This window comes from Pseudomonas oligotrophica, assembly GCF_021726475.1.
GTDB classification, from domain to species: domain Bacteria; phylum Pseudomonadota; class Gammaproteobacteria; order Pseudomonadales; family Pseudomonadaceae; genus Stutzerimonas; species Stutzerimonas oligotrophica.
On record NZ_JAKJRU010000008.1, the window covers coordinates 30,723 to 56,679 of the forward strand.

The 25,957-nt window shown below is 56.7% G+C and carries 21 protein-coding genes; 12 read left to right on the plus strand and 9 right to left on the minus strand.

Features of this window, described 5'->3' with window-relative positions:
- Positions 1-94: 94 nt before the first annotated feature.
- Positions 95-2,023: a sigma-54-dependent Fis family transcriptional regulator gene (locus L3N39_RS16375; protein WP_237258528.1), complete on the plus strand. Its 1,929-nt coding sequence runs from the start codon at positions 95-97 to the stop codon at positions 2,021-2,023.
- Between the two features lie 24 nt (positions 2,024-2,047).
- Here L3N39_RS16375 and L3N39_RS16380 read toward each other — a convergent pair whose 3' ends face one another.
- Positions 2,048-2,554 (minus strand): GNAT family N-acetyltransferase, encoded by a 507-nt coding sequence (locus L3N39_RS16380; protein WP_237258529.1) that lies wholly within the window; start codon positions 2,552-2,554, stop codon positions 2,048-2,050.
- 690 nt (positions 2,555-3,244) lie between these two features.
- The gene (locus L3N39_RS16385; RefSeq protein ID WP_020306044.1) at positions 3,245-3,862 is read right to left on the minus strand and encodes an HAD family hydrolase; all 618 of its coding nucleotides are present in this window, start codon (positions 3,860-3,862) and stop codon (positions 3,245-3,247) included.
- 1,016 nt (positions 3,863-4,878) lie between these two features.
- On the opposite strand from L3N39_RS16385, the gene L3N39_RS16390 reads away from it, so the two are divergent.
- The 11 genes from L3N39_RS16390 to L3N39_RS16440 all read left to right on the plus strand — a co-directional run bounded on the left by L3N39_RS16390 (position 4,879) and on the right by L3N39_RS16440 (position 19,241).
- Positions 4,879-7,242: a heavy metal translocating P-type ATPase gene (locus tag L3N39_RS16390; RefSeq protein WP_237258530.1), complete on the plus strand. Its 2,364-nt coding sequence runs from the start codon at positions 4,879-4,881 to the stop codon at positions 7,240-7,242.
- A 548-nt stretch (positions 7,243-7,790) separates the two neighbouring features.
- Positions 7,791-9,044 (plus strand): TolC family protein, encoded by a 1,254-nt coding sequence (locus tag L3N39_RS16395; protein ID WP_237258531.1) that lies wholly within the window; start codon positions 7,791-7,793, stop codon positions 9,042-9,044.
- Positions 9,041-10,492 (plus strand): efflux RND transporter periplasmic adaptor subunit, encoded by a 1,452-nt coding sequence (locus L3N39_RS16400; protein WP_237258532.1) that lies wholly within the window; start codon positions 9,041-9,043, stop codon positions 10,490-10,492. The genes L3N39_RS16395 and L3N39_RS16400 overlap by 4 nt, the downstream gene beginning before the upstream one ends.
- Entirely contained in the window at positions 10,489-13,647 is a 3,159-nt protein-coding gene (locus L3N39_RS16405) for an efflux RND transporter permease subunit (RefSeq protein WP_237258533.1), read from the plus strand. Before L3N39_RS16400 ends, L3N39_RS16405 begins: the two co-directional genes overlap by 4 nt.
- On the plus strand, positions 13,644-14,000 hold the full coding sequence (locus L3N39_RS16410; RefSeq protein WP_003298789.1) for a copper-binding protein: 357 nt from the start codon (positions 13,644-13,646) through the stop codon (positions 13,998-14,000). The genes L3N39_RS16405 and L3N39_RS16410 overlap by 4 nt, the downstream gene beginning before the upstream one ends.
- Positions 14,001-14,142: 142 nt before the next feature.
- Positions 14,143-14,460 (plus strand): co-regulatory protein PtrA N-terminal domain-containing protein, encoded by a 318-nt coding sequence (locus L3N39_RS16415; protein WP_003292648.1) that lies wholly within the window; start codon positions 14,143-14,145, stop codon positions 14,458-14,460.
- Between the two features lie 32 nt (positions 14,461-14,492).
- Positions 14,493-14,750 (plus strand): DUF2933 domain-containing protein, encoded by a 258-nt coding sequence (locus L3N39_RS16420; protein ID WP_003292647.1) that lies wholly within the window; start codon positions 14,493-14,495, stop codon positions 14,748-14,750.
- Between the two features lie 23 nt (positions 14,751-14,773).
- Complete coding sequence (locus L3N39_RS16425) at positions 14,774-15,004, plus strand: hypothetical protein (protein WP_003292646.1); 231 nt, start codon at positions 14,774-14,776, stop codon at positions 15,002-15,004.
- A 90-nt stretch (positions 15,005-15,094) separates the two neighbouring features.
- On the plus strand, positions 15,095-16,468 hold the full coding sequence (locus L3N39_RS16430) for a heavy metal sensor histidine kinase (protein ID WP_003292645.1): 1,374 nt from the start codon (positions 15,095-15,097) through the stop codon (positions 16,466-16,468).
- 204 nt (positions 16,469-16,672) lie between these two features.
- On the plus strand, positions 16,673-18,241 hold the full coding sequence (locus tag L3N39_RS16435) for a hypothetical protein (RefSeq protein ID WP_236719895.1): 1,569 nt from the start codon (positions 16,673-16,675) through the stop codon (positions 18,239-18,241).
- A 544-nt stretch (positions 18,242-18,785) separates the two neighbouring features.
- Positions 18,786-19,241, plus strand: coding sequence for a DUF305 domain-containing protein (locus tag L3N39_RS16440; RefSeq protein ID WP_003292642.1), 456 nt, complete (start codon positions 18,786-18,788; stop codon positions 19,239-19,241).
- Here the strand turns inward: L3N39_RS16440 and L3N39_RS16445 are convergent.
- The 7 genes from L3N39_RS16445 to L3N39_RS16475 form a co-directional block, all read right to left on the minus strand.
- On the minus strand, positions 19,216-19,905 hold the full coding sequence (locus L3N39_RS16445) for an SDR family NAD(P)-dependent oxidoreductase (RefSeq protein ID WP_231600321.1): 690 nt from the start codon (positions 19,903-19,905) through the stop codon (positions 19,216-19,218). The genes L3N39_RS16440 and L3N39_RS16445 overlap by 26 nt on opposite strands.
- A gap of 414 nt (positions 19,906-20,319) precedes the next feature.
- On the minus strand, positions 20,320-20,649 hold the full coding sequence (locus L3N39_RS16450; protein ID WP_041754615.1) for a four-helix bundle copper-binding protein: 330 nt from the start codon (positions 20,647-20,649) through the stop codon (positions 20,320-20,322).
- Positions 20,650-21,127: 478 nt separating this feature from the next.
- Positions 21,128-21,937: a c-type cytochrome gene (locus L3N39_RS16455; protein WP_237258534.1), complete on the minus strand. Its 810-nt coding sequence runs from the start codon at positions 21,935-21,937 to the stop codon at positions 21,128-21,130.
- A gap of 9 nt (positions 21,938-21,946) precedes the next feature.
- A complete protein-coding gene (locus tag L3N39_RS16460; RefSeq protein WP_237258535.1) occupies positions 21,947-22,945 on the minus strand; it encodes a copper resistance protein B in 999 nt (332 codons plus the stop codon).
- Positions 22,935-23,225, minus strand: a complete 291-nt coding sequence (locus tag L3N39_RS16465) for a hypothetical protein (protein WP_170934340.1) — start codon at positions 23,223-23,225, stop codon at positions 22,935-22,937. The genes L3N39_RS16460 and L3N39_RS16465 overlap by 11 nt, the downstream gene beginning before the upstream one ends.
- Positions 23,226-23,249: 24 nt before the next feature.
- Complete coding sequence (locus L3N39_RS16470) at positions 23,250-25,091, minus strand: copper resistance system multicopper oxidase (RefSeq protein WP_237258536.1); 1,842 nt, start codon at positions 25,089-25,091, stop codon at positions 23,250-23,252.
- A gap of 547 nt (positions 25,092-25,638) precedes the next feature.
- On the minus strand, positions 25,639-25,848 hold the full coding sequence (locus L3N39_RS16475; protein WP_015275566.1) for a co-regulatory protein PtrA N-terminal domain-containing protein: 210 nt from the start codon (positions 25,846-25,848) through the stop codon (positions 25,639-25,641).
- Between the last annotated feature and the right edge of the window lie 109 nt (positions 25,849-25,957).

A 25,957-nucleotide genomic window follows, 5' to 3' on the forward strand; every position in this document is an offset into this window, starting at 1 on the left:
CTGGCAGTTGTAACGGGTCGAATACAAACAGACCGTCAATAAGAAGAATCACCCAGGTCTCCGGGCGCCTGCGTGCCGGGATCGAGGAGGAAGCATGACGCTGCTCGCCACGCCTGCCAGTCATATCGAGGCCGTGCTGTCGCTGGCCAACGCACCGCAGCAAAGCGGTGACCGTGACCCGATCATCGCCCGCTCCTGGCGCCGCTGCGTGCACGACTACGGGCTGGACCCGGCGCGCCCGTCCGAGGCGCGCTTCGTGCCGCGGCGAGTGCTGCGCGAGCACCAGGATCAGGCCGACGAGCTGATCGCCGTCGCCCGCGCTGGGGTCGAACAGCTGTACCGGCATGTCGCCGAGCTCGGCTACGTCATCCTGCTGACCGACAGCCGCGGCATAGCCGTGCAGTTTCTCGGTGACCCGGCCGACGAGAAGGCCCACCGCAAGACCGGCCTCTACCTCGGCTCGGACTGGGGCGAGGACCATGCCGGCACCTGTGCGGTCGGCACCTGCATCAAGGAACAGCAGGCGCTGACCTGTCACCAGCACGACCATTTCAGCGCCTGGCATACCAACCTCACCTGCACCGCGGTGCCGATGTTCAACCCGCAGGGTCAGCTGCTGGCGGTGCTCGACATCTCGGCGCTGTATTCGCCGCCGTCGAAGGACTCGCAGACCTTTGCCCTGCAGCTGGTCAAGCAGTACGCGCGGATGATCGAGGACGCCTACTTCCTGCGCCTGTACCGCGACCGGCCGATCCTCTGCTTCGATGCCTCGCGCGAGTTCGTGCTGATCAACCGGCACTACCTGCTGGCGCTTGGCGACGACGGCGAGCTGCTGGCCGGCAACACGGCCGCCCGCGGCCTGCTCGCCGAGCACGGGCTGATGACGCCGGGGCCATTCGGCAGCCTGACGCGGGCACGCATCGACGAGTTCTTCGACTGCGAGCTGGCGGACATCCTCAGCATTCCCTACGCCAGCCATGACCAGGTGCGCGCCTTCCGCACCGGGCGGCACAACCGGCTGTTCTTCGCCGCGCTGATGGAACCGCGCCGCGCCGCGCCGCTGCCGGCCGAGCGCACGGCGGGCGCGCCGCGCTGCGCGCTCGATGCCCTGGCCGACGACGATCCGGCGATGCGCAAGATGCTCGCCCGCGCCCAGCGGTTGTGCAGCGAGCCGCTCAACGTGCTGCTCAGCGGCGAGACCGGCACCGGCAAGGAGCGCCTGGCGCGCGCCCTGCACGAGAGCGGCAGCCGCCGCCAGGCGCCGTTCGTGGCGATCAACTGCGGCGCGGTGCCCGAGTCGCTGATCGAGAGCGAGCTGTTCGGCTATGCGCCCGGCACCTTCACTGGCGCACGCAGCAAGGGCATGCGCGGGCTGATCCAGCAGGCTGACAAGGGCACGCTGTTCCTCGACGAAATCGGCGACATGCCGCTGCACCTGCAGACCCGCCTGCTGCGTGTGCTCGCCGAGCAGGAGGTGACGCCGCTGGGCGCCGAGCAGCCGGTCAAGGTGGATATCCGCGTGATCGCCGCCAGCCACCGCGACCTGCGGCAGATGGTCGAGGCCGGCGCGTTCCGCGAAGACCTGTTCTACCGGCTCAATGGCGCCCTGCTGAAGCTGCCGCCACTGCGCGAGCGGGCCGACAAGGGCTACCTGATCGAGCGCGTCTACGCCGAGCTGGCGCAGGGCCGCAGCAATGCCCCGCACCTGCGTGGCGATGCCATGAGTGCGCTCTTGGCCTATCCCTGGCCGGGCAACATCCGCGAGCTGCGCAACGTCCTGCAGTACGCCCTGGCAACCTGCGAAGGTGCCGAGATCACCGTGCACGACCTGCCCGAGGAATGCCTGCCGCGCACCCTGGCCCGCCACGAGCCGCCGGCACTGGAACAGGGCCCGGACGATGCCCTGCGCAGCCTGCTGCGCCGGCAGCGCTGGAACGTCAGCGCAGTGGCCCGCGAACTGGGCGTGTCGCGGCCGACGGTGTACCGGCGCATGCGGGTGCTGGGGATCGAGCCGCCGGTGTAGCGCCAGGTTTCGCTGCCGTTCTTCTCAGCACGTTGCCTCGAATGATGCGTGATAGCTGACGGCACCTTCTGCAATTTCGCCGTGCAGCGCCAAGGCCTGGAAGTACTCGGGCGGCACCCCAGGCAACTGCAGGCAGGCATGGGATCTGAAGCCAAAGCGCCGGTAATAGAGCGGGTCGCCCAGCAAAACGCAACCTGCGGCGCCCCGGCACCGGAGTTCGTCGAGCGCGGTCGTCATCAAGGCCGAACCGATCCCCAGGTTCTGCCGCTCGGGCATGACGGAGATCGGCCCCAGGCCATACCAACCGAGGGCACCCGAGGAAATCGTCACCGGTGAAACGGCCACATGCCCAACGATCTCATCGCCCTCAAGCGCGACCAGCGAAATAGCCAACTGGCCGCTGCGACGCAGGGCGTCGATGATGAACTGCTCGGTATGGCTGGAATGCTCGGCCGTGGCGAAGGCCAGTTTGGTAAGCCGTGCGATGGCGGCGACGTCATCAGTCTGTTCACCGCGAATGGAAAGATGCATGCCGGTGTCCCTGCGCGCGGGATGGATGAGGGGAAGCAGCCAATGGTTGGAGGCAGGCCGGTTTCGCTAACAATTGGGAACGACTGCCGAGCTGCGGGGAATAGGTCCACGTGAGGTCATCGCGCCAAAGCATGCCACGGAACGCCTGTCGCGAGTGGAAGCGATCGGACAACAGCGAACCGACGGTCTTCCCGAGGCTTTCAACACCCCAAAGAAAAAGCCCCGAGCATCTTTCGATGCCGGGGCTTTGTGTTTGGTGGAGCCGGGGGGATTTGAATCCCAAACTTCAATATCCCGGCCAAATCAAGGCTTCAGCGCATTATGCAGGAAACCTTGATTTGTTGGATTGCTCACAGTGAGCGCGAGTATATGAACCTTTTGAGCCTTGTCAAGCATCGCATTCACCTATCTGTGAGAGTGGCTTTGCGTGCGTTGGCGAGTAGAGCTGCCCGCAGTCGGTTGGGTTTAGGCTGCGTTGAAGCCAAACGCTCCTGAGTTTGAAGTTACCAATGATCTAGGGAGGCGTCTTGGGTTTCTAAGGTGTTCCCGTTGGCCCCCGATCATAATCACCTCAACTCAATTTACGGTCTTATCTTGACTGCGGTTCGAGGTTCATGGAGCAGGATTGCTTGGTGTGATTCCAGGTTTCAATCGCGAAGTGCGAAAATGGATGGGGCTGACATCGCTCGCTCAAGGCGCGGTTGCCAATACCTTACGAGCGAACGTAACCAATTCAGGGCAGTCACCGTTGGTGCTGTTTCGGTCAACAAAAAAGCCTCGGATGCCTACTGCCGTTGGCCCATCTCGGTCGCAACGTTGGGAGTCACCGATCATCCACGATGCGGTCGGGGACGCCCCAAGCTGATCGCAAATCCAACTGTAGATGGTGGGTTCGGGCTTCATTACGCCTAAATCACAGCTAAATGCATATGCGTCTAGCATGGGGTAGCAACGCAGGACGGCTTGCCGGTACGGGAAAGCCAAATTCGAGCAAACACCGATTCGAATGCCTTGCTCTTGGAGCAGTTTCACCGCTTCGAGCCCGTCAGGATATGCCTCAACGGCTGCGATCTCTTCTGCCAGGACAGTTTCCAGAGTGCTCAATTGTTCAGGGCTTGCAGTGATCCCCAAATGCGCTGCGGCTTGCGTCAACGTTATCGCAGATTTCATCAGGAAAGACGCGTCGTCCGGGCGGGGGCGCCGCCCATGCGCCTTTCCGATCTTCATCAACTGTCGGTACGGATGCGACCCATCTTGAATCTTTATCAGTGTCCCGAAAGCATCAAAAATGACGGCTTGTATGGTCATTAGACATCCCGTCACGACAGGGTATCGAAGGCTGGCGCATTCAACCGACGTGCTTGATTGGCCCCGAATACTTCGCTATAGCATGATTATTGGTTACTAGGATGAAGCCTTCCGAAGCTGCTTGTCCAATGAGCATCCGATCAAATGGGCGCTGTGAAGGAGAGGCGAGGCCGCAGCCTTAATGGCGTGTCGGCTGGTCATGGACAGCTCCTTGTAGTCGCCGTCCAGAAGAGACCTTCTTAGTACTCCTGAATCGAACTGAAAGCTGGCTTTGCTCATCGCGTTTTTGGCCGATTTTCCAGCTGCTAGCGGCGCTGATGAACAGCTCATTGGCGCGATCCTCGATCATCTCCACAGCCCCGAGTTAGCTAACCTACTTAGTCTATCCCCTCGTTGGAGGGGCAGCTGTCATGGTCAATTGCAGGCTGTAAATAATTGCGGTTTTTCCGTGACGCTGCGGTTATATGAAATTATGGCTCAGCCATAATTATTGCTGAGCCATAATTTTCATCATTTTGTGGCCTCGCCGTACAGCTCGACGCGTGGCGCGCTTCGTGCGTGCACTAGATGGGTAGCTAGGTGTTAGTGAGCAGATCTCAGCGTACGCAGACTTTCTCGAACCTGCCCCTCGCTACAAATTACTCAGATCATCCGCTTTCGTTTGCAATTAAGCAGTCGCGAGGAGTCGCGGTACCCTTCCGCGTCACCGACGCGCCTCGCTTGTGGTGATTACCAACGGTGCGAAATTTCAAAATTCGAAAAGAAGACTCCGAGCCGGTTGGATCAGCCTCGCATCGTCCGTGGAGATGTCTTGATCTCAAATAGTCATTGACCGCGCCCAGGACATACATACGACCTGACATACCAGAGAACCTGACAGAAATGTAATGGTTACTTCAGCCTTTGGTCAGGACGCTTTGCATATATTGGCTGTCAGACGCTGCAAGCATTGAAAAACCGCAAATGTCCCTGCAATAGGCCAAGTTCGTCGCTAACCAATCCATAAGGTGCCCCGTATGTCCTCTCAGCAGTGCCATCACCAGCCCGACCAAACGAAAGGTACTGCAGCACTCACAGACCCCGTCTGCGGGATGAAGGTGGAAGAGGATAGCGAGCATCAAGAGCATTATCAGGGAAGCACTTACCGCTTCTGCAGCCAGGGTTGCCAGACCAAGTTTCGTTCCGACCCTGCTCGATATCTCGCTGCACCGCAGGCTCATGGGACCTCCTCTCGGGCATCTACCCCACCCGCACAGAAACCACCCGCCGGTGATGCAACGACAGAGTACACCTGCCCGATGCACCCTGAGATCCGCCAAATGGATCCAGGTGATTGCCCTATCTGCGGGATGTCATTGGAACCTCTGATCCCTGAACTCGACGAGGAGGAGAATCCCGAACTCAAGGACTTCTCGAAGCGATTCTGGTGGTCTCTGCCCCTGACCGTAGCAGTAACCCTGTTGGCAATGGCGGGACATGCGATACCGCTGTTTCACGGCGCTAGCCAGAACTGGGTTGAACTAGCCCTTACGACCCCGGTTGTCTTGTGGGCAGGTTGGCCATTTCTCGTGCGCGGTTTCGCATCAGTTAAGCATCGCAGCCCAAACATGTGGACGTTGATCGGGCTTGGCACAGGGGCTGCGTATATTTACAGCATCGTAGCAACCGTCTTACCGAGCATATTTCCAGAGTCATTCACTGTGGGCGGCCGGATAGGCGTTTACTACGAAGCCGCAGCGGTCATCATTTCACTGACGCTTTTAGGTCAGCTGCTCGAACTGAAGGCCCGCTCTCAGACATCTTCCGCAATCAAGTCCCTGCTTGGCTTATCACCCAAAACAGCTCGCCGTATCGCCAAGGATGGTTCCGAGGAGGACATCCCGCTCACACATGTTCACGAGGGCGACCATCTGCGCGTTCGTCCTGGTGAAAAGGTACCCGTTGATGGAGAGGTGTTAGAGGGCGAGAGCGCCGTCGACGAATCCATGCTAACGGGCGAGCCGGTTCCGGTGACGAAGCGGACAGGCGATTCGCTTATCGGCGCGACGATGAACACGAGCGGCTCGCTTGTCATGCGAGCCACCAGGGTTGGCTCCGGGACTATGCTTTCACAAATCGTCCAGATGGTTGCGAATGCGCAACGCTCCAAAGCACCCATGCAGCGAATGGCGGACACGGTTGCGGGTTATTTCGTGCTGACGGTCATTGGTATCGCCTTGCTGACATTCTTTGCATGGGGCCTGTTTGGACCCGAGCAGGGCTGGGTATTCGGCCTGATCAATGCAGTTGCGGTTCTGATCATTGCTTGCCCTTGCGCACTTGGCCTGGCAACGCCTATGTCGATCATGGTTGCCACAGGCAAAGCGGCTGGAAGTGGAGTGCTTTTCAGAGACGCAGGCGCCATCGAAAATGTCCGTAAGGTAGACACGCTGATTGTCGATAAAACAGGAACCTTGACCGAGGGCCGACCTGTCTTCGATCGGGCCATAGGCGTCACGCCGTTTGACTCGCAGGAAGTCATCCGTTTGTCTGCCAGCTTGGATCAAGGTAGTGAGCATCCCCTAGCCCACGCGATCGTAGACCATGCCAGAAGCGAAGGTATCCAGCTGGCGAAGCCAGAGACCTTCGAGTCAGGGTCAGGGATCGGAGTCCGTGGTCTGGTGGAAGGCAAGCAGCTACAGCTAGGCAACACCGCGCTTATGGAAGATGCGGGTGTGAGCGTCGAGCCGTTGAAATATCAGGCAGAAAAAATGCGCGAGAGCGGTACCAGCATTGTTTACCTGGCTGTTGATGGGGCACTTGCCGGCTTGCTGGCCGTATCGGACCCAATCAAACCGACGTCCAAGGAAGCTGTAGCGCGGCTCCAAGCGGAGGGCGTGCAAGTCATCATGGCCACCGGCGACGGGCTTACCACTGCCCGCGCGGTGGCTCGTGAGCTATCGCTCGATGAGGTGCATGGCGAAGTGAAGCCGCAGGACAAGGAGGCGCTGGTGGTTAAGCTACAAGCCCTAGGTAAAGTAGTCGCCATGGCAGGCGACGGAATAAATGATGCGCCGGCGCTCGCCAGGGCTGATGTCGGCATAGCGATGGGCACGGGCACTGACGTCGCCATGAACAGCGCCCAAGTTACGCTCGTTAAAGGTGACCTGATGGGGATACTGCGCGCGCGCACGCTTTCGGTGGCGACGGTTCGCAATATGCGTCAGAACCTTCTGTTTGCCTTTATGTACAACGGGTTGAGCATCCCGATTGCCGCAGGTCTGCTCTATCCGTTCTTCGGACTGTTGCTGTCTCCGATGATTGCTGCCCTGGCCATGAGCCTCAGCTCAGCATCGGTTGTGTTCAACGCACTCCGGCTCCGTCAAACGCGTGTAGTTTGAAGCCTGTCGGCTTAGGCTTCGGTTGCGAAGCGACCGAAGCCTCATTGATTGCTCATGAATTGCCCGTAAGCTGGAAATATGAAGTCCTACATGCGCTCCTTCCTTGTCCTGCTGCTAGTGCTCGCGCTTCCGATCAACGGGATGGCGCAATTGCTCATGCCGGTTGGGTCGTCAGCGCATCACGTAATGCCTGATAGGGTAGGCATAGAGGCTATGGCAGCCAGCCACGCGTCGATGGCTGGCGTCAGCGGCGCTGAGCCCGAGTGCTGTGAAGCGAATGAGCATGGAACGGCGACCGTCTGCAAGACGGGCCAAGAATGCAAAACTGCAAGTATCCTTCAGCTTGTCTCAATAAAAGCCCAGCTGATGCCTGCTGCTAAACCCGTGACCACTCCCTATAACGGCCTGATCCCCTCTAGCCTTTTAGACGCCGTCTGGCATCCACCCCGCGTCTAATTCCGATCAAATTATAGGAACCGCCCGAGTGAGCATTCGGGCCGGCTACCGCGCGCCTTTGGCTCGCATGAAAGATCAGGAATCCTTCGCAAATGAAACCCCGTATTTATTGGGCGCCGCCGTACGTGGCCGCCTTGATCATGGGCGCGCTCTCGTTTCCAGGGTTAGCGTCCGCTTTGACCTTAGAACAAGCTCTGAGCGTGGCCGAGCAAGACGCGCCTTCGCTGCATGCGCAAGCCGCCAACCTGGTGGCCGCACGCAGCGCTGCAATCCCTGCCGGCGAGCTTCCTGACCCTAAACTTAAGCTTGGACTGCAAAGCGTGCCCATCGAAGGTGACGCTCGCTGGCAGTTGGAGCAAGAGGCCATGACCATGCAAATGGTTGGGGTCATGCAAGATGTGCCAAACCGAGCGAAAAGGCGCGCTCGTGCCGAGGCCGCGCAGGCTAGTGTTGCGCTCGCAAACGCCCAGCAAACGGTTGAACGTCTCGGTGTGCGCCAAGCAACCGCCGAGGCATGGATCGCTAGCTTCGCGGTCGAGCAGAAGCTAAGCCTTTTCAAGCAGCTTTACAGCGAGAATCAGCTCCTTTCGCGGGCTGTTCAGGCCCGCATTGCTGGCGGCAGCGGACAAACCGCAGACAGCGTACTTCCGAGGCAAGAGGCAGCATTGCTGGCTGAACAAGAGGATGAGCTGCTGCGTAACCAGGCTGTTGCGCGGGCCGGCCTCCGGCGCTGGATAGGCGAGCTAGCAGGCCAGCCGCTTACAGGTGACTGGCCGCAATGGCTTGCCGCCGTTGATAACTATCAGCACAACCTGAACCGGCACCCGGCGTTACTCGCCTTCGACCCGATGACTCGTGAAGCGGAGGCAAAGGTTCACCAGGCCATCGCAGAGAAAACACCGGATTGGAGTTGGGGGGTCGACTACCTGCGACGTGGCCGTGAGTACGGCGACATGGTGAACCTCAGCGTCAGCTTCGACCTGCCGCTGTTTACCAGCTCTCGGCAGGATCCGAAGATCGCGGCCGAACGAGCTCGCCTTGCCCAGATCGAGGCTCAGCGCCAAGCGACCTTGCGCCTGTACAACCAAGAGCTGGGTACTGACCTCGCTGAGTATCAGCGTCTGGACCGCGCACTCATCCGCCTCGACAAAACCTTACTACCCCTCGCTGAAGAGAAGGTCCGCCTTGCCATGGCCGATTACCGCTCCGGAAGCGGTGAGCTGACCGCTGTGATCGAAGCGCGACGACAGCTTGTGGAGACCCGGCTACGGCGTATTGACGTCGCCCGCGATCGATCGTTGAGCAATGCCCGCCTGCATTTCGCCTTTGGAGATACCCGACCATGACATTCCAACACAAGCGGCTGGTACTCGCCTTCAGTCTGCCTCTGATGATTAGCGCTGCAGCGCTAATCGGTCTGCCTACCGCAGCCTTCGGACAATCGCCTGCAGAAGAAGACAAGGAAGTGCTCTATTGGTATGACCCTATGGTCCCCCAGCAAAAGTTCGATAAGCCGGGCAAGTCGCCATTCATGGATATGGAATTGATTCCACGCTATGCAGATGAGGGAAGCGACGGGGCATCGATCAGTATCGACCCGAGCGTGACGCAGAATCTCGGCGTGCGCTTGGCAACCGTAACGCGTGAATCGATCAGCCAGTCGCTCGAAGCGACAGGCGCGTTGATGTTTGACGAGCGAGACGTGGCGGTTGTGCAGGCGCGTGCCGGTGGCTTTGTCGAGCGCGTTTACGACCGAGCACCGGAGGATGTCATCGAAAAAGGCGCGCCGTTAGCCGATCTTTTGGTTCCCGAATGGGCTGCCGCACAGGAAGAGTACCTGGCGCTCAAAGGGGTCGGCCAACCCCAGCTGCTCGCAGCGGCTCGCCAGCGGTTGCGCCTTGCTGGCATGCCGCCAGAAGTCATAGTGCAGCTAGAACGAACTGGTAAAGCGCGCCCTGTTTGGACAGTGAGGAGTCCAATAGGCGGCGTGCTGAACAGCCTCGACGTTCGCGAGGGCATGACCGTATCCACCGGTGCGTCTCTGGCACGTGTTAATGGGCTGGAAAAGGTATGGTTAGAGGTTGCGGTGCCTGAGGCGCAGGTTGCAAATGTGGCGCCTGGGCAGCTGGTCAACGCGCGCCTCCCGGCCTTTGCAGGTGAAGTTCTGGAAGGGACGATCCAGGCCGTACTACCACAAGCCAACTTGGATAGCCGTACTGTGCGCGTCCGGGTTGAACTGCCTAATCCGCAACAACGGCTTCGTCCCGGCATGACGGCCGAGGTGACGTTGAGTCGCAACGTCGAAGATGTCTTGGTCATCCCGTCCGAGGCGGTCATTCGCACCGGTCGGCGCGCATTGGTGATGCTGGCCGAGGATCAAGGCCGTTACCGCCCGATTGAGGTTCGCACAGGCCGGGAATTCGATGACCAGACAGAGGTGCTTGAAGGGCTGGAAGCCGGTCAGAAGGTCGTGGCGTCCGGTCAGTTTCTCCTGGATTCAGAGGCGAGCCTACGCGGGCTGACCGCTCAGGATTTGGAGGAGCCTGCAACTTCTACAGAACCTGCGCTGCACGAGGCTGAAGGTACGATCGTCAGCCTGGAAGATGGCATGGTTGGCCTGTCGCATGGGCCGTTCAAGACGCTGAACATGCCTGGGATGACCATGTCCTTTCCGGTTGCGGATCAATCCCTGCTGTCAGGCTTGCAAGTCGACGACCGCGTCCGTGTGGGCGTGCGTGAAAGCGACGAAGGCCTGGTCATCGAGCGCATCGAGAAGCTCGGGGGCCAGAAATGATTGCAGCCATAATCCGATGGTCAGTAGCCAACCGCTTTCTGATCCTGCTGGCCACTTTGTTCGCGGTGGCCTGGGGTATCTGGTCGGTCAAGAACACTGCTGTCGATGCGTTGCCAGACCTTTCCGACGTTCAGGTCATCATTCGCACGCCATACCCCGGGCAGGCGCCCCGGATCGTTGAGAATCAGGTCACCTACCCAATGACGACGACCATGCTGTCTGTCCCCGGCGCAAAGACGGTCCGCGGCTACTCCTTCTTCGGGGATAGCTACGTGTACGTCCTGTTTGAGGACGGCACCGACCTCTATTGGGCCCGTTCTCGGGTGCTGGAGTACCTGAGTCAGGTGCAGAGTCGGCTTCCCGCCGCCGCCAAACCCGCTTTGGGCCCTGACGCCACAGGTGTCGGCTGGATCTACCAATATGCTTTGGTAGACCGAACGGGCAAACATGACCTCTCGCAGCTGCGCTCTTTGCAAGATTGGTTCCTGCGCTATGAGCTCAAGACACTGCCCAACGTGGCGGAAGTCGCGCCCATAGGCGGGATGGTCAAGCAGTATCAGGTCGTACTGGATCCCGTGCGCATGGCAAGCAGGGGCGTGACGCAGCAGCAGATTGCAAAGGCGATCGATGAAGCCAACCGTGAAACCGGCGGGAGTGTTCTGGAACTCGCAGAAACCGAGTTCATGGTCCGTGCGACCGGGTATCTCAAGACACTCAAAGACTTTCGAGCCATTCCTTTGCGTCTCGACGGCGGCGTGCCAGTGACGCTAGGGGACGTTGCGCATATCCAGCTCGGCCCGGAAATGCGCCGGGGCATCAGCGAGCTTGACGGTGAAGGTGAGGTAGTCGGCGGCGTGGTGATCCTGCGGAGCGGCAAGAACGCTCGGGAAACCATCGCTGCCGTTCAGACCAAACTGGATGAGCTGAAAGCGAGCCTGCCCCAAGGCGTCGAAATCGTCACGACGTACGACCGTAGCAAGCTGATCGACAGTGCCGTTGAAAACCTCACGCACAAGCTCATCGAGGAGTTCATTGTCGTTGCGTTGGTTTGCGCGATTTTTCTGTGGCATCTGCGCTCGTCGTTGGTCGCCATCGTGTCGTTGCCGATCGGCATCCTGATTGCTTTTGTGATCATGCAGCGGCAAGGCATCAACGCCAACATCATGTCGTTGGGTGGCATCGCGATCGCCATCGGAGCGATGGTCGATGCAGCAATCGTCATGATCGAAAACGCCCACAAGCACATTGAGGCCTGGCACAAGCGGCATCCTGACTCCACCTTGAAGGGCCAGGAGCACTGGAAGGTCATTACTGACGCGGCTGTTGAAGTGGGGCCGGCATTGTTCTTCAGCCTGCTGATCATCACGCTGTCGTTCATTCCAGTGTTCACCCTGGAGGCGCAGGAAGGCCGGCTGTTCGGTCCACTGGCGTTCACCAAAACCTATGCAATGGCAGCCGCCGCGGGCCTGTCTGTCACGCTGGTTCCGGTGCTCATGGGGTATTGGATCAGGGGCAAAATCCCTGACGAACACCGTAATCCACTCAACCGTGGCCTCATCTGGATCTACAAGCCGGCCCTGGACGCGGTACTGCGCTGGCCCAAGATGACTCTGCTGGTGGCTGTTCTGGTCTTCCTGACAGGCTTGTGGCCGGCCTCTCGCCTTGGTGGGGAGTTCTTGCCCCCGCTGGATGAAGGTGACCTCCTTTATATGCCCACTGCGCTTCCAGGCCTCTCCGCTCAGAAGGCTTCTGAGCTACTGCAGCAGACGGACCGGCTCATAAAAACGGTTCCAGAAGTTGCACACGTGTTCGGTAAGGCTGGTCGAGCCGACACCGCTACAGATCCCGCCCCGCTGGAAATGTTCGAGACGACCATTCAGTTCAAGCCGAAGGATCAATGGCGCCCTGGGATGACGCCTGACAAGCTGGTTGAGGAGTTGGATCGCACCGTACAGGTACCTGGATTAGCCAATCTGTGGATCCCGCCGATTCGAAACCGTATCGATATGCTGGCGACGGGTATCAAGAGCCCGATCGGGGTGAAAGTGTATGGCACTGACTTGGCACAGATCGACAAAGCCACCCAGGCAGTGGAAAAAATCGCCAAAACGGTGCCTGGGGTCAGTTCGGCGCTTGCTGAGAGACTGACCGGCGGCAGGTATATCGATGTGGATATCGATCGTGTCGCCGCCGCACGCTACGGCCTGAATATCGCGGACGTGCAATCGATCGTGGCCGGTGCCATCGGTGGTCAAACCATTGGTGAAACCGTGGAAGGGCTCGCCAGGTATCCGATCAACCTCCGCTATGGCCGCGAGTGGCGCGACTCGATATCCGATCTGCGCAACCTACCGATCTACACGCCGCAAGGCAGCCAGATCACGTTGGGGACCGTGGCCAAAGTACAGGTGACAGACGGACCGCCCATGCTTAAAAGCGAAAACGCAAGGCTGTCGGGCTGGGTTTACGTCGATGTTCGTGGCCGCGACATGGCGGCTGTGGTGGGCGATCTGAGGGAAAAGATCAGCAAAGGGGTCCAGCTCGAATCCGGCATGAGCATCAGCTATTCCGGCCAATTCGAATTCATGGAGCGCGCTAACGCGAAGCTGAAGCTCGTCGTTCCGGCTACCTTGCTGATCATTTTTGTATTGCTCTACCTAACGTTTGCCCGCTTTGGCGAGGCGCTGCTCATCATGGCTACGCTGCCATTCGCTCTGACCGGGGGCGTCTGGTTCCTATATCTGCTCGGGTACAACCTATCCGTAGCGACAGGAATCGGATTCATCGCACTGGCAGGCGTTTCTGCTGAGTTCGGCGTCATTATGCTGCTGTATTTGAAGAACGCCTGGACGGATCGGGTTAACGCTGGAGCCCATGGCGAAGGCGTCCTGCTCGACGCCATTCGTGAAGGTGCTGTCCAGCGAGTGCGCCCCAAGGCCATGACCGTCGCCGTGATCATCGCTGGCCTGCTGCCCATCCTTTGGGGCGGCGGGACCGGCAGCGAAATCATGAGCCGTATTGCCGCGCCCATGGTGGGCGGGATGATCACCGCGCCGTTGCTCTCCCTGTTCGTTCTGCCGGCAGCCTACCTGCTGATGCGCCGCCGGCAATTGCAGGCCCAGCACGCAACCAACTCCCCTGGAGAACATCTATGAACATCAAGCACATCACCCTTGCCTCACTCTTCCTAGTACCAGTCGCCTATGCCGCCGACAAGGAGCCAATGGACGGCATGCCGATGGATCACAAAGGCATGAACATGCCAATGGACCAGAAGTCGGCGGGACAGACCGCTACAGCCACAGGTACGGTCAAGAAAGTAAACACCGAGAGCGGAACCGTCACCATTGCCCACGGCCCGGTCGAAGCGTTGGGCTGGCCGTCGATGACGATGGGCTTCAAAGCAAAGCCTGATCAGCTCCAAACGCTGAAAGAAGGGGACCAGGTCGAATTCGAGTTCTCCTCGAAAGGTATGGATTCCACCATTACGCGCATCGAAAAGCAGTAAAGAGCAGAAAGCGACCGCCGCAGGCGCGGCGGTCGTACCAACACGAGAATGAAGCGATTACCGCTTTGTAACCTTGGCAACAGCTTCTTGTAAGTAGCAAGCCTTTAATCTACAGGCATCAACTAACCAAGAGCTGCAAACCATGAACCGCATAACCAAAGTAATCGTTCCTTTTATTCTGACCGTTGCTTCCTCGCTTGCAATGGCCGAAGGCGGAAGCGAACGTACGCTGAATCGCTTAAATGACTCGGCAGGAGCAAAGCCCACCCTTAAGGAGCTTGTCAAAGAGGGTCAAGTGCTGAGCATCGCACCTGCAGGGGCGACCGGCACGACTCGAATGATTCAAAACTATAGAACTAGTGCCCAAGTCCAGACGTATGAGATGAAGGTCAAGACCCCCGACGGGAAGATCCATACGGTAGAGTTCCTGAGCACCCCAGTTGGCGTGAACAATGGCTAATCTGCCAAGCTTAATATCCGAGGGATAGTTAGATGAGCAGCATAATATCCAAGATTAAAAGCGTACTGCAGCGCAATCCGGTCGTAACGGGGTTAACCGCAGCTGTGGTTGGCTACATGCTACTGAACCAAAGCACTGCGGCGTTGGCAACAACGCTGCCAAGCCTGCTCTTTCTCTTGCCCTGCTTGTTGATGATGGTCGTATGCATGAAGCATATGTCTAGCGGTAAGTGCGACAAGCCCAAGGAGCCCAACGTTGGCGAAAACACCTTGTTAAGCAAAAGCGAATAACCCACTGAACTTGGAGATTTAACATGCGAAAGGCCATCACCGTTACAGCAATCGCAATCACCTTGGCGAGCGGACTGAGTTTCGCAGCGGCAGATAAAGCGGACCAAAGTCATTCAGAAACCGGCATGATGAGCGGCGACAAGCATATGGAAATGATGGGTGACATGCGTGGAATGATGAAAGAGTGTCGTGAGATGATGGGGGCCGCCAAAGCCGACCACTCGCAAAATGGCGAAAATCCAGACGCAGCATAGGATATGAGGGTGTGAGTAACAATGATCGAAGCAGGTGGGGGGTGCCCCACCTGCTTTTTTGTGCTTGATGGCCTAACCAGGACCGTACTGATGGGAAAAGTGTCACTGACGAGCAGAATGGCGATAGCTTTCATGCTCGTGGTTACGGTTGTGCTGCTGGCGGCCGCAATCAGCTTTAATTATTTTTGTCAGCTCCATTTCGAACGCAAAGATGCACAAGTGCTTAATGAAAAGGCCGCTGCAGTAGAGCGTACGCTACTCAACAGCTCAGCATTCGGGCCTGAGACCGCTTCAAGGATCGATGCCGTTATTGAGCACTCCTTTGGCTTCGCGACTGCGGTTGTAGTAGACGGTAAGACGGTTTACTCCCATCACAATCTGTCTGAGAGCTTGCTACCTCTTGTCACAGACATCCAAGAGGAACGCTGGACGGTAAGTTTCGGTGGCCACCAGTACAGCGGAATTACCAGAAAAGTAAATCGGTGGGTAGAAGGGCAGGACACTGTTATCTATTTGGCTTTGGATGTAACGCACCGAATCCACTTCTTCGATATGATTCAGCAGTGGTTTGCTTATACGCTTGTCGTTAGTGCACTTCTGAGTGGCGCGTTAGGTGTTGTTCTGATCAGGAAAGGCTTAAAACCAATAGACGAACTGTCCAAGACTTCTTCTACGGTAACCGCCCACTGCTTAGATACCAGAATTCCAACCGAGTCGGTGCCAGGCGAGCTGCATGAACTCGTAGACAACTTCAACGAAATGCTTTCGCGCTTGGACGACTCTTTTCTCAGATTGTCAGGTTTCTCAGCGGATATCGCGCATGAGCTAAGAACGCCGCTGAACAGCATGCTTACCCAAATGGAGGTCGCGCTCTTGCGCGACCGCGAGAATACCGACTACAAAGACATTTTGTATTCCGCCCTCGAAGAACTTAGGCGCATGTCAAAGATGGTCGATGACATGCTATTCCTCGCCAAGGCGGACAACGGGAAGATTACGCCCAATGCCGAAGATGCCAGCATGGCTGAGATTACCGCGAGCGTTATCGAATATTACGAGCTTGCAGCCGAGGACAAAAAGGTAGAAATCGCGCTTTCAGGCGATGGATCGGTACATGGCGATAAATCGATGCTGAGACGGGCCGTCTCAAACATAGTCTCTAACGCAGTTCGATATGCAGAGGAAGGCAGCACCATCAGCGTTGAAATAAGCGAGAGCGGTGGCTCGGTTTGCACAGCCATATCCAACCGAGGCACAACGATTCCAGCCGAGCTTCAGGCCCGAGTGTTTGATCGATTCTATAGGGTCGACACCGCAAGGCGCGAAGGAACCACCATGAATGCGGGCCTCGGCATGGCTATCACTCGTTCGATAGTCGAAGCGCACAAAGGGCGCATCGCTTGCGAATCAGCTGAGGGGCATACGACTTTCACAATGACGCTTCCAAAGCTTATGTCTAGTTAATGGCAGAGTGCCAGCAACGACCCTGACCTACGCTCATAGAAACGCCAGGCTGAACCGAAAGAGGCCGAGACTTTCGAAGCTGTATGTTTGGTTCTGGAGGTTCCCGTGCAAGCGTCCTCATCGAGAAAATGCGGTACGACAGCCGCAGCGCTCAACGAAGCGTGCTTCTGCGTAAGCCTAGATCAAGCTGCGCTCGTAAACTCATTGACCGAACAGCTTGGGAATTCAGAGCTGTCGGAGCTATTGAAGTCACGTTGCCCTCATGTGTTTGCAGCACGACCGGTCTTTGTTTCATCCTTGCGGCTGCGCCAGGTTAATGAGGTTATTCAGGCCATCGAGCAGACCGTGAGCTCGCCCGGTTGGCGTGAGCATGCTCTGGATTCTGCACCTCCTATTGCCCGACACGATCCTCGGGGCGCGCGCGGCGTCTTCTTTGGCTACGACTTCCATCTGGATGATGACAAGCTTGGGCTCATCGAAATAAACACAAATGCGGGCGGAGCGATGCTAAACGTATTGCTCGCCCGCGCGCAGCGTAGTTGTTGCAGCGGCGTAGTCGGGCTTTCGCCAGGTCAGGAAGGACCCGGCGGCTTCGAGCGTTCGATTCTGGATATGTTCGCCCAGGAATGGTCTACGAGCGGCGAGCCACGTCCGCTCACGCGCGTGGTGATCTTGGATGAAAGCCCACAAGCCCAATACCTGTATCCGGAGTTCCTTCTTTTTCAGCGGTTATTCGAGTCAGCAGGAATCGACTGCCTAATCGCGGACCCAGCCGATCTGGCCTTTCACAACGAGTGCCTCTTGGTCGACGGGAAGCCTGTGGATCTCGTCTACAACCGACTCACCGATTTCTATCTGGAAGGCGACAATTGCAGCGCGCTGCGCAGCGCTTATTTGGCTGATGTCGTGACGGTAACGCCACATCCTCAGGCCTATGCCCTTTATGCCGACAAACGCCGGTTGGTTGACCTAACCAACGCACGTTTTTTGGAAGAGATTGGCGTCGATCAGCAAGTCCGAGCCGTATTGGCCCAGTACGTCCCGCTTACGGTTCCTGTCGAGCATCGCAATGCGGAGCACCTCTGGCAAAACCGCCGTAGCCTCTTTTTCAAGCCTGTCAGCGGGTTTGGTAGTCGCGGTGCGTACCGAGGAGACAAGCTCACCAAGCGGGTTTGGGAAGAAATCATTGGCGGAAACTACTTGGCCCAGTCCCTTATAGCTCCTGGCGAGCGTAGAACCGTCGCCGACCCTCAGGTACGACCAATGAAGTTTGACCTGCGCGCGTACGCTTATGCTGGCGAGGTGCAGTGGAACGCTGCCAGGGTCTACCAAGGCCAAACGACCAACTTTCGAACGGAGGGGGGCGGCTTTGCTCCTGTGTTTACCTTAGGCGAGGAAGAGGAGCGAGCCGGTTCTACAGAGCAACGGTCGCACGCCTCGTTCACGTTCTTGCTCGACGAAACCGGCGCCGTAGAGGAACTGCCGCACCCGCTATATCTGGCGCTGGTTCGAGCCGAAATGGCTACTTCTAAGCTTGCCGGTAAGCGTTTCCGATTGGCGGACTGGTATGTGGCAATGGAAGATGGCCATCCTTCCGAAGTCATCCGAGAATTGTACGGCTGGGTTGCTTTCGACGCAGATGGCGCCTACCACCCTGAAGTTGGCCCACCAGAAAATGGTCAGCCAAATAGTATTGGCAATGTTGACTCATCTGCCCTGCCAACACCGGAAGAACATGATCGAATCGAAGGTCTGTTGTTTCAAAGTGAGTGAGGTCCCGCGCGCCACGAAAGGCGCGGCTTGGGACAGAATAACCTCGCCGCTCAGTTTTGGAGCCAGCTACACCCAGCCGTCTTAGCCGCCACACATCTAATGTGCGAATACTAACCCTGCGGTCACACTCGACAAGAACGTGGCATATGCTGGGTGCTGAATTGTTCTCTCCGAGTGTTCTATTGCTCACGATAACTCTTTGGGCTTGCTAAGCCGAGTAGTCGGGTCTCAAGGCTTGAAGGCCATCTTAGTGGGCCCGCTCTTTCGCGCAGTGGTCCATAGCGCGACGTTGGTATTGTCTGCTTATAAGCTATTAGCGATTGATTAGTTCAGGGGAACATTACGCGTAGTACAGCGCTGGCAGCGCTTTAAGCCGGTCTTAAAGCGGTCGATGATTACATTTTTGTAAGCTTCTCAAAAAATCGAAACCTCATCATCTTCGGCTTGTCCGTTTTTAGGAGAGCATTCGAAAGCCACTTCTAAGCAGGGCTGCGCGAACACGTTGAGTCGCCGATCCAGCAGCAATCATTAAAGAGGTCTAACTATGCAAATGTCTTACTGGCGCTTTGCAGCGATGGTAGCCACGTCTACGATCATTATGTATGGCGTGATGTACTTAAATACTTACTCGTTCGAGCATGTTTTTTGGAGCGAGACTCGCGCTTGGATGGCATTAGTGATGGGCGCGGTAATGGCAGTAGTCATGCTCGCATTCATGCTCAACATGTATAAGCGTAAGTCAGTAAACCTAGCGATATTGGCAGGAAGTGCAGTAGCTTTTACCATTGCACTATGGCTTGTACGTGGGCAAGCGACGGTAGACGACACGGACTACATGAAGGCCATGATCCCCCACCATTCCATAGCAATCCTAACAAGTGAACGAGCTCAGATTTCAGATCCTCGCGTCCGCAAGTTAGCTGACGAAATCATCGACGCTCAGCGCCGAGAAATCGCAGAAATGAAGTCCCTGATCAATGAACTAGAAAGGGCAAATTGATTCCCAGAAACGGTGTGTCCACAGCCCAGGGCATGACGGTGGCGACATTGATGGTCTCGCTACCGCTCAGGCGAATCTCCTCAGCGATTGCCGCGCCGAGATTTATGACGCCACCTTTGGTCGCTGCGGAGGAGGCATGATAAGCCAGCGGTATCTCGCTCTCGACTGAGCCCACGTTGACAAGCGTGCCGAAGCCTTGAGCTCTGAACTGGCGCATGGCTGCGTGGCTGCCATAGATCATGCCCTTAAGATTGACATCCACGATCCGCGCATGGTCCTCGACGGGAACGTCCTCGAAACGACCCAGCGCTCCGACCGCAGCGTTGTTAATCCAAACGTCGATCCTGCCGAAACGCTCGATGGCGGCTCGTGCCAAGTCCTGCATCTCGTTCGGGTTGCTCACGTCGGTGGTCACCACCAGTGCCGATCCTCCAGCCATGCGTATCTGCGCGGCCAGTTCTTCGAGCACGTCGGTCCGGCGGGCCGCTAGCACCACGTCGCCTTGCAGAGCGGCAAGCTTGAGCGCCACGCCGCGGCCGAAGCCACTGGAGGCACCAGTGATGACAAAGGTTTTGCGAGCAACGCTTGGCTGGTCGCTTGGTTTCAGGCGCGGGGAAACGGCGCAGCCACTGAGTTGCAGAACGGCGAGCAGTACTAGCAGCAAAGCCAATCGCTGCGATGGGAATATTCGCAAAACCATTTTCGTTTTCTCCCAGCAAAATAAGGTCGCATGGCCCGCTTGGTTGTTGTTGGACCGCCTTTTTGCCAGGAGCTTTCATGCTAATTCACTCAATTAGTTTTCAGCGCTCAATCGGGAGACAGTGGCAAGAGAATAGACCGTTACGGTGGCGATCATCGGTGGCTAAGTAAGAGTTGCTAGCGCGTAACTATCGTATTTCGCTTTGGAATGAAATGCTGCTGGACAGGGATTGATTCGCTCTTGGCAGTTGCGGGTATCGTACGCACTTTTTCGATATGTCATGGAGGCGCGAACATTAAGCGCACCATGGCTTTTCTTATTCTTCGAGGGGCTCTGACACTCCCAATTTAGTAGTGCCAGAGCAGTGAGTTACGGATGTTATCCTGCCATTCGCTCACATTCCTCAGCGCAGTTCATGCACGCCTTCGCACACTCTTGGCAATGATCCATTTCATGCTTCGCGCATTCCTCTCCGCATGCACGGCAGATCTTGGCGCAAAGGGCGCAGAACTCCTTAGCATATTCACTTTCGCGGCTCATCAGTGTGGCAGCCAACCTGCAAATGTCCGCGCAGTCGCGGTCAAGCTCGATGCAGCGAGCCATCATTTTTACATCATCCTCGCGTAGGCAAGCAGAGGCGCACATTTCGCACACTAGGGCACAGTTCGAACAAGCTTGGATACAGGATGCGAACATTGAGTTTGTCATTTACGTTCTCCAGGGTTCGATAGTTGTATTTCGTCGTTTGCTTACTGGCCGATATGGCTCATCAGCCTGTTAGCAGACACTGAATTACGACACGCTCCTACCGAGCCCGTTTCGAAAAACCTCATTACAATGTTGTAAGGTAAGTCCAACCGCACCGGGGATCTGCGGGCGCAGTTGGTGGCGATGTGGCCGTCAGATTGCCTGTACGGCTTCGCTAGTCTGTTCGAGATGATTGAGTTGAAAATGAGGGAGCTCCCTGTCGCCACGACTGGGAGCATTCGTTGGGGAACGGCCGGAGCGCAAGCCGCTTAACTAGGTAAGTTACTGGCCTTGCGGCCTAACTTTTAGGAAGGAAGCAATTGCAAAGCCCTCCGGTACCGTTGCGTCGACTAGGATGGCCTAGGGCCGATCCTCTGCTTGCTGAACCGCCTTTCTTAGTGCCTCGATCAGAACCGCATAGGCACACATATACCGGATGTTAGTGCTCGTGTTGCTTCCCGTCTGCGTGCACATGGTTTTTTGAAGGGGATTTGCCTTCCGCATCGGCACTGTCACTGCCATTGCTGTGCTCAACCGCCTGGGGCTCCTCGGACGCATGATGGTCATCGCTTTCGTTATTACCATGATGACCGGAGCCTGATTGGCCGGATGCTCCACCTGTGCTGCTGGAGCCATGGTGATCCGAGCCGCCACTGTCGCCCTGATGGTGGTCGCCCGAGGCCATCTCGCCGTGTTGCTCACTATGCCCAGCTGGGGTCTCCCCACCACCATGCTGGTGACCACCGCTAGACGCAACGAGTGCTCGATACGCTCCTTCATCTAACTCAGGAAGCTTCTGCAGAAAAGCCACCATTCCCCAGATGTACGGGTCAGCCATGCTTTTACCCCACGCGGGCATCCCAGTGGCCTTGATGCCATGCTTGATGACCCAAAATGTTTTTGCTGGGTCACCGTATAGCCCCGCTTCAGCCAGGCTGGGTGGAGCGGGATAAAGGCCATTGCTTAGCTCGGTCTCAGCCATGCCTGGCGCCAAATGACAACCCACACACATCGAGTCGTAGTTCCCCGCCCCGGCGCGGATTTGGTCTTCATCGTCGAGAGATGGCACGACTATGTCTTCGGAACGAACCTCAATCGAGCGATTGCGAGCAGTTTCCAGGAATGCGTGCACGACTCCCGTATGAGGATCATCCGCGGCAACGCTAATCAGTCCTGAGAAAACAACTCCGGCCACTACCAACAGGCCCAGAGCACAGAAGGCAACGAAGCTAATAATTATTCTTTTCATCGAGGGTCCTTAAAACCAAAGCCTGATGCCAGCAACGAACCGCGCCTCATCTAGGTCTTCGCCCTCATCTCTCGCCATATCAGCGGTATTACCGTATGCCCGGCTCCACGTGACGCCGATGTACGGTGCGAACTCACGAACGATTTCGTATCGGAGGCGGAGCCCCACCTCTGTATTTGCTAGACCAGCGCCCACTCCGCGTGCAGGATCGTCCTTGCCATAGAAATTGAGCTCGGCAGTCGGTTGGAGGATGAGCCGGTTAGTTAGGAGAATGTCGTACTCGCCTTCAAAACGTGCTGCTGTCTGCCCACTTTCACCGACGAAGGCGGTGGCTTCCGCCTCAAACCCATACAGCGCCATCCCCTGGACGCCTAAAGCCGCCCACGTCTGCGGCGACTCGGGCTTAAAGTCCTGGCGAACACCTGCTACTACATCCCACCAGGGACTGATTGCACGCCCGTAAAGCGCCTGAATTTCCGCGTCTTCAGTAACGCCATTCGTTCGCTCACCTTCCGAGCGAAACCAGAACCGATTGATATCGCCACCAATCCAGGCAGTAGCTTCCCAACTGAGGGTGCTACCTTCATTTGCGTCCTGGTACTCAAGTTGATCTAGCAGAAGGAACCAGGCCAGATACTTGTCATGGACCGTATGACCTTGAAGACCAGGGAAAGCCGCTTCTCTATCCGCATCGGTCAATACTGGAATGAACGAGGGATGAACCATGCCGGGCATTTCGAGCGTATCGTCATGCTTCATTTGGCCATGGTTCATCTTGCTATGGTCCATCGCACCATGACCCATTGCAGAATGGTCCATTTGCCCACCGGAGCCATGATTCATTGCCGCGGGCTTGGCAGAAGATGCAGGGGCTTGAGCTGCCGGAATAGGAGGGGTTTGATGCATCGAGTGATCCATCATCTCGGCGGCGTTGGCTATCCGTCCAGCCGCTGCGCTCAACGAAACTCCGAGCGCAATAAGAGCAAAGCGAGAAGATCTAGTGGTCATGGTGCGAATCCACCTCAGTACCAGTAGCCTTCGGGTCATGATCCATCTTGCCATGGTCCATTTCACCATGGTCCATCGAGCCATGACCCATGTCGCCGTGGTCCATTTCTGAGTTAGAGGAGCCTTGTGTCTGAGATGCCGGCTTGTTGCCTGAATTTTGCGACGAAGCCGATGGTTGCTTGTGCTGATCATGCGTTTGCTCTGCAAACGCAGCTGATATATTCATTACGCCCAGCAGACTGAACATTAACGCGCTGCCGATAAGAGTTTTACGCTTCATAAAATTTCCCATATAAAGTTCCTCTTACTCGTCCACTCGGACTTCACGAAACATGCCCATTTCCATGTGAAGCAGTAGGTGACAGTGATAAGCCCAACGCCCGAGTGCATCGGCTGTCACGCGGTAGCTGCGCTTCGAACCTGGAGGCATGTCGATCGTGTGCTTGCGAACCATGAACTTTCCATTGTCATCCTCAAGATCGCTCCACATACCATGCAGATGAATCGGATGGGTCATCATGGTGTCGTTGACCAAAGTGATGCGTACCCGCTCGCCATATTTGAGCCGCAGGGGCTCTGAATCAGAGAACTCTATGCCGTCAAATGACCAGGAGAACTTCTCCATGTGGCCGGTGAGATGGAGTTCGATCGTCCGACTGGGCTCACGGCCGTCCGGATCGGGGAAAGTGCTTCTCAAGTCGCCATAGGTCAGGACTCGGCGGCCGTTGTCTCGTAAGCCAATACCGGGATCGTTCAGCCTGTGAGTTGGGCTCATGGTCTGCATGTCCACCAGTGGGTTATTGGACTCTGAGGGCGGGTGCGATTGCATATCTGCGCTCATTCCAGCCATTCCAGAGTGGTCCATCCCGGACATCCCACCCATTTTGCTGTGATCCATGCCGGCCATTGCGCCCATGTCGCCCATCCCTTGCATGTCACCGTGGTTCATGCCGGACATGTTGCTATGGTCCATCGCGCCCATGTCGCCGCCATGGTCCATGCCCGCCATACCGCCCATGCTGCCGTGATCCATCCCCATGTCGTCCATGGTGATTAGTGGTCGAGGATCGGTTTCTGGAACAGGAGCGCTCAGCCCTTCGGCAACCGCTAGCGTGCCACGGGCGTATCCTGTGCGATCCATCGATTGGGCGAAGATCGTGTAAGCCTCCTCGGTCGCAGGCTCGACAATCACATCGTAGGTTTCTGCCACGGCAATGCGGAATTCGTCGACGCTAACTGGGTTGACGTATTGGCCATCGGCTGCGACTACAGTCATCTTCAGCCCTGGAATGCGGACATCGAAATAGCTCATGGCCGAGCCGTTGATGAACCGCAGACGAAGCTTCTCGCCGGGCTTAAAGATGCCGGTCCAGTTCCCGTCGGGTGCTTGGCCGTTCATTAGATAGGTATAGGTGTAGCCGCTTACGTCGGCGAGGTCGGTGGGACTCATTTTCATCTGAGCCCACAGTTTCCGATTCGCAATCGTAGCGGCCCAGCCGTCTTCGCTCACGTCGTTAATGAAGTCTCCGACAGTGCGCTTGTGGAAGTTGTAATAATCGGACTGCTTCTTGAGCTTAGAAAGGATTCGAGCGGGATCCTCATCGGACCAATCAGTCAACATCACCACATAGTCGCGGTCATAGCTGAACGGTTCGGGATCCTTCGCATCGATGACCAAGGGACCATAGACACCAAGCTGCTCTTGTAGGCCTGAATGACTGTGGTACCAATAGGTACCGTTCTGTTTAACCTGAAACTTGTAGACATACATGCCATCGGGAGCGATGCCGTGGAAGCTCAATCCAGGCACGCCATCCATGTTGGCCGGCAGGATCATGCCGTGCCAGTGAATCGATGTATCTTCGCTCAACTTATTTCTGACTCGCAGCGTGACGGTATCCCCTTCACGCCAACGTAGAAGCGGCCCTGGGATGGTCCCATTGATAGTCATCGCTGTCCGGGCCGCGCCGGTGATATTGACCGGCGTCTCCCCAATCAGCAGATCGAACTCCGTGCCACTTAGTACGCTGGGCTGGCCTGGGCTAGTCACTGCCCAGACCGGAGCTCGCCACAAGCCAAGACCGCCAAGGATGCCTGCGGCAGTCAAGCCTTTAACAAAGGTTCGCCTAGAGGTTTTACGTTGCATGTGTAGGTTCCAATCAAACTAAGGAGCCAAGCCGAAACCAGCCGTAAGGTTGGTGTTGCCAGCGTTAATTGATCTTAGAAACTCGCGCACGGTCTGTCTTATCAAGCGACTCGCCTTTAATCGTAAATATGGCATGCCTAAGAAAGACGCGGGATTACATTTTTGTAAGCTTAAAGCGCTTCAGAAATCGCCCAAAAAATCGCCTGTGAGCATGTCAATCTCCAGGTGGAAGCTGCGCAATGGCTTTTGATTTCCGTGCAAGGATCCGGTTGCAACGATACTCATTGAAGTCAAAGATTGCTCAATGTACGGCTAATACCATCAGCCTCTAACCGCTGCCTTCACATTATTATATTCCGATCATCTTAATAGTTTAATTTAGGCTGCAGCTTTGATAATAATCGCTTTGATAATGTGCGCTGTTAATACTGATATCGCCGGTTCTTCCAACGAATGTTACAACTACCAACACCGTGGCAACTACAACATCCGAGAAAGCTGCCACAGTTCCGAGAGGTGCATGGTCACAGTTGCGTAAGGTTTCGCTTCAGCAATTAGCGTGGGCGTGCTTCGCTGAAGTTGCTTTTGAGGCTACCTCCTGGGCTTGGTCCTTCTGGTCAGCCTGATAACTAGCGATCGCTATTTGGCGAGCCTGCTCCATACGAGCAAAGGTACGATCACCACCACCTTCTGCCATTGCATAGGAAGAGCTTGCTGCGATGGCGAGCAGTACAGAAACGGATCTGAAGAATTTCATTACTTGTTACCTCGTTCGAAGACATGGGAGACCCAGCGCAGCTCCATAAATAGAGGCTTTGGCTTTGGCTTGGTCTTGTGTCTAAGCTAACCGAGCGTTCCTGTCAGAA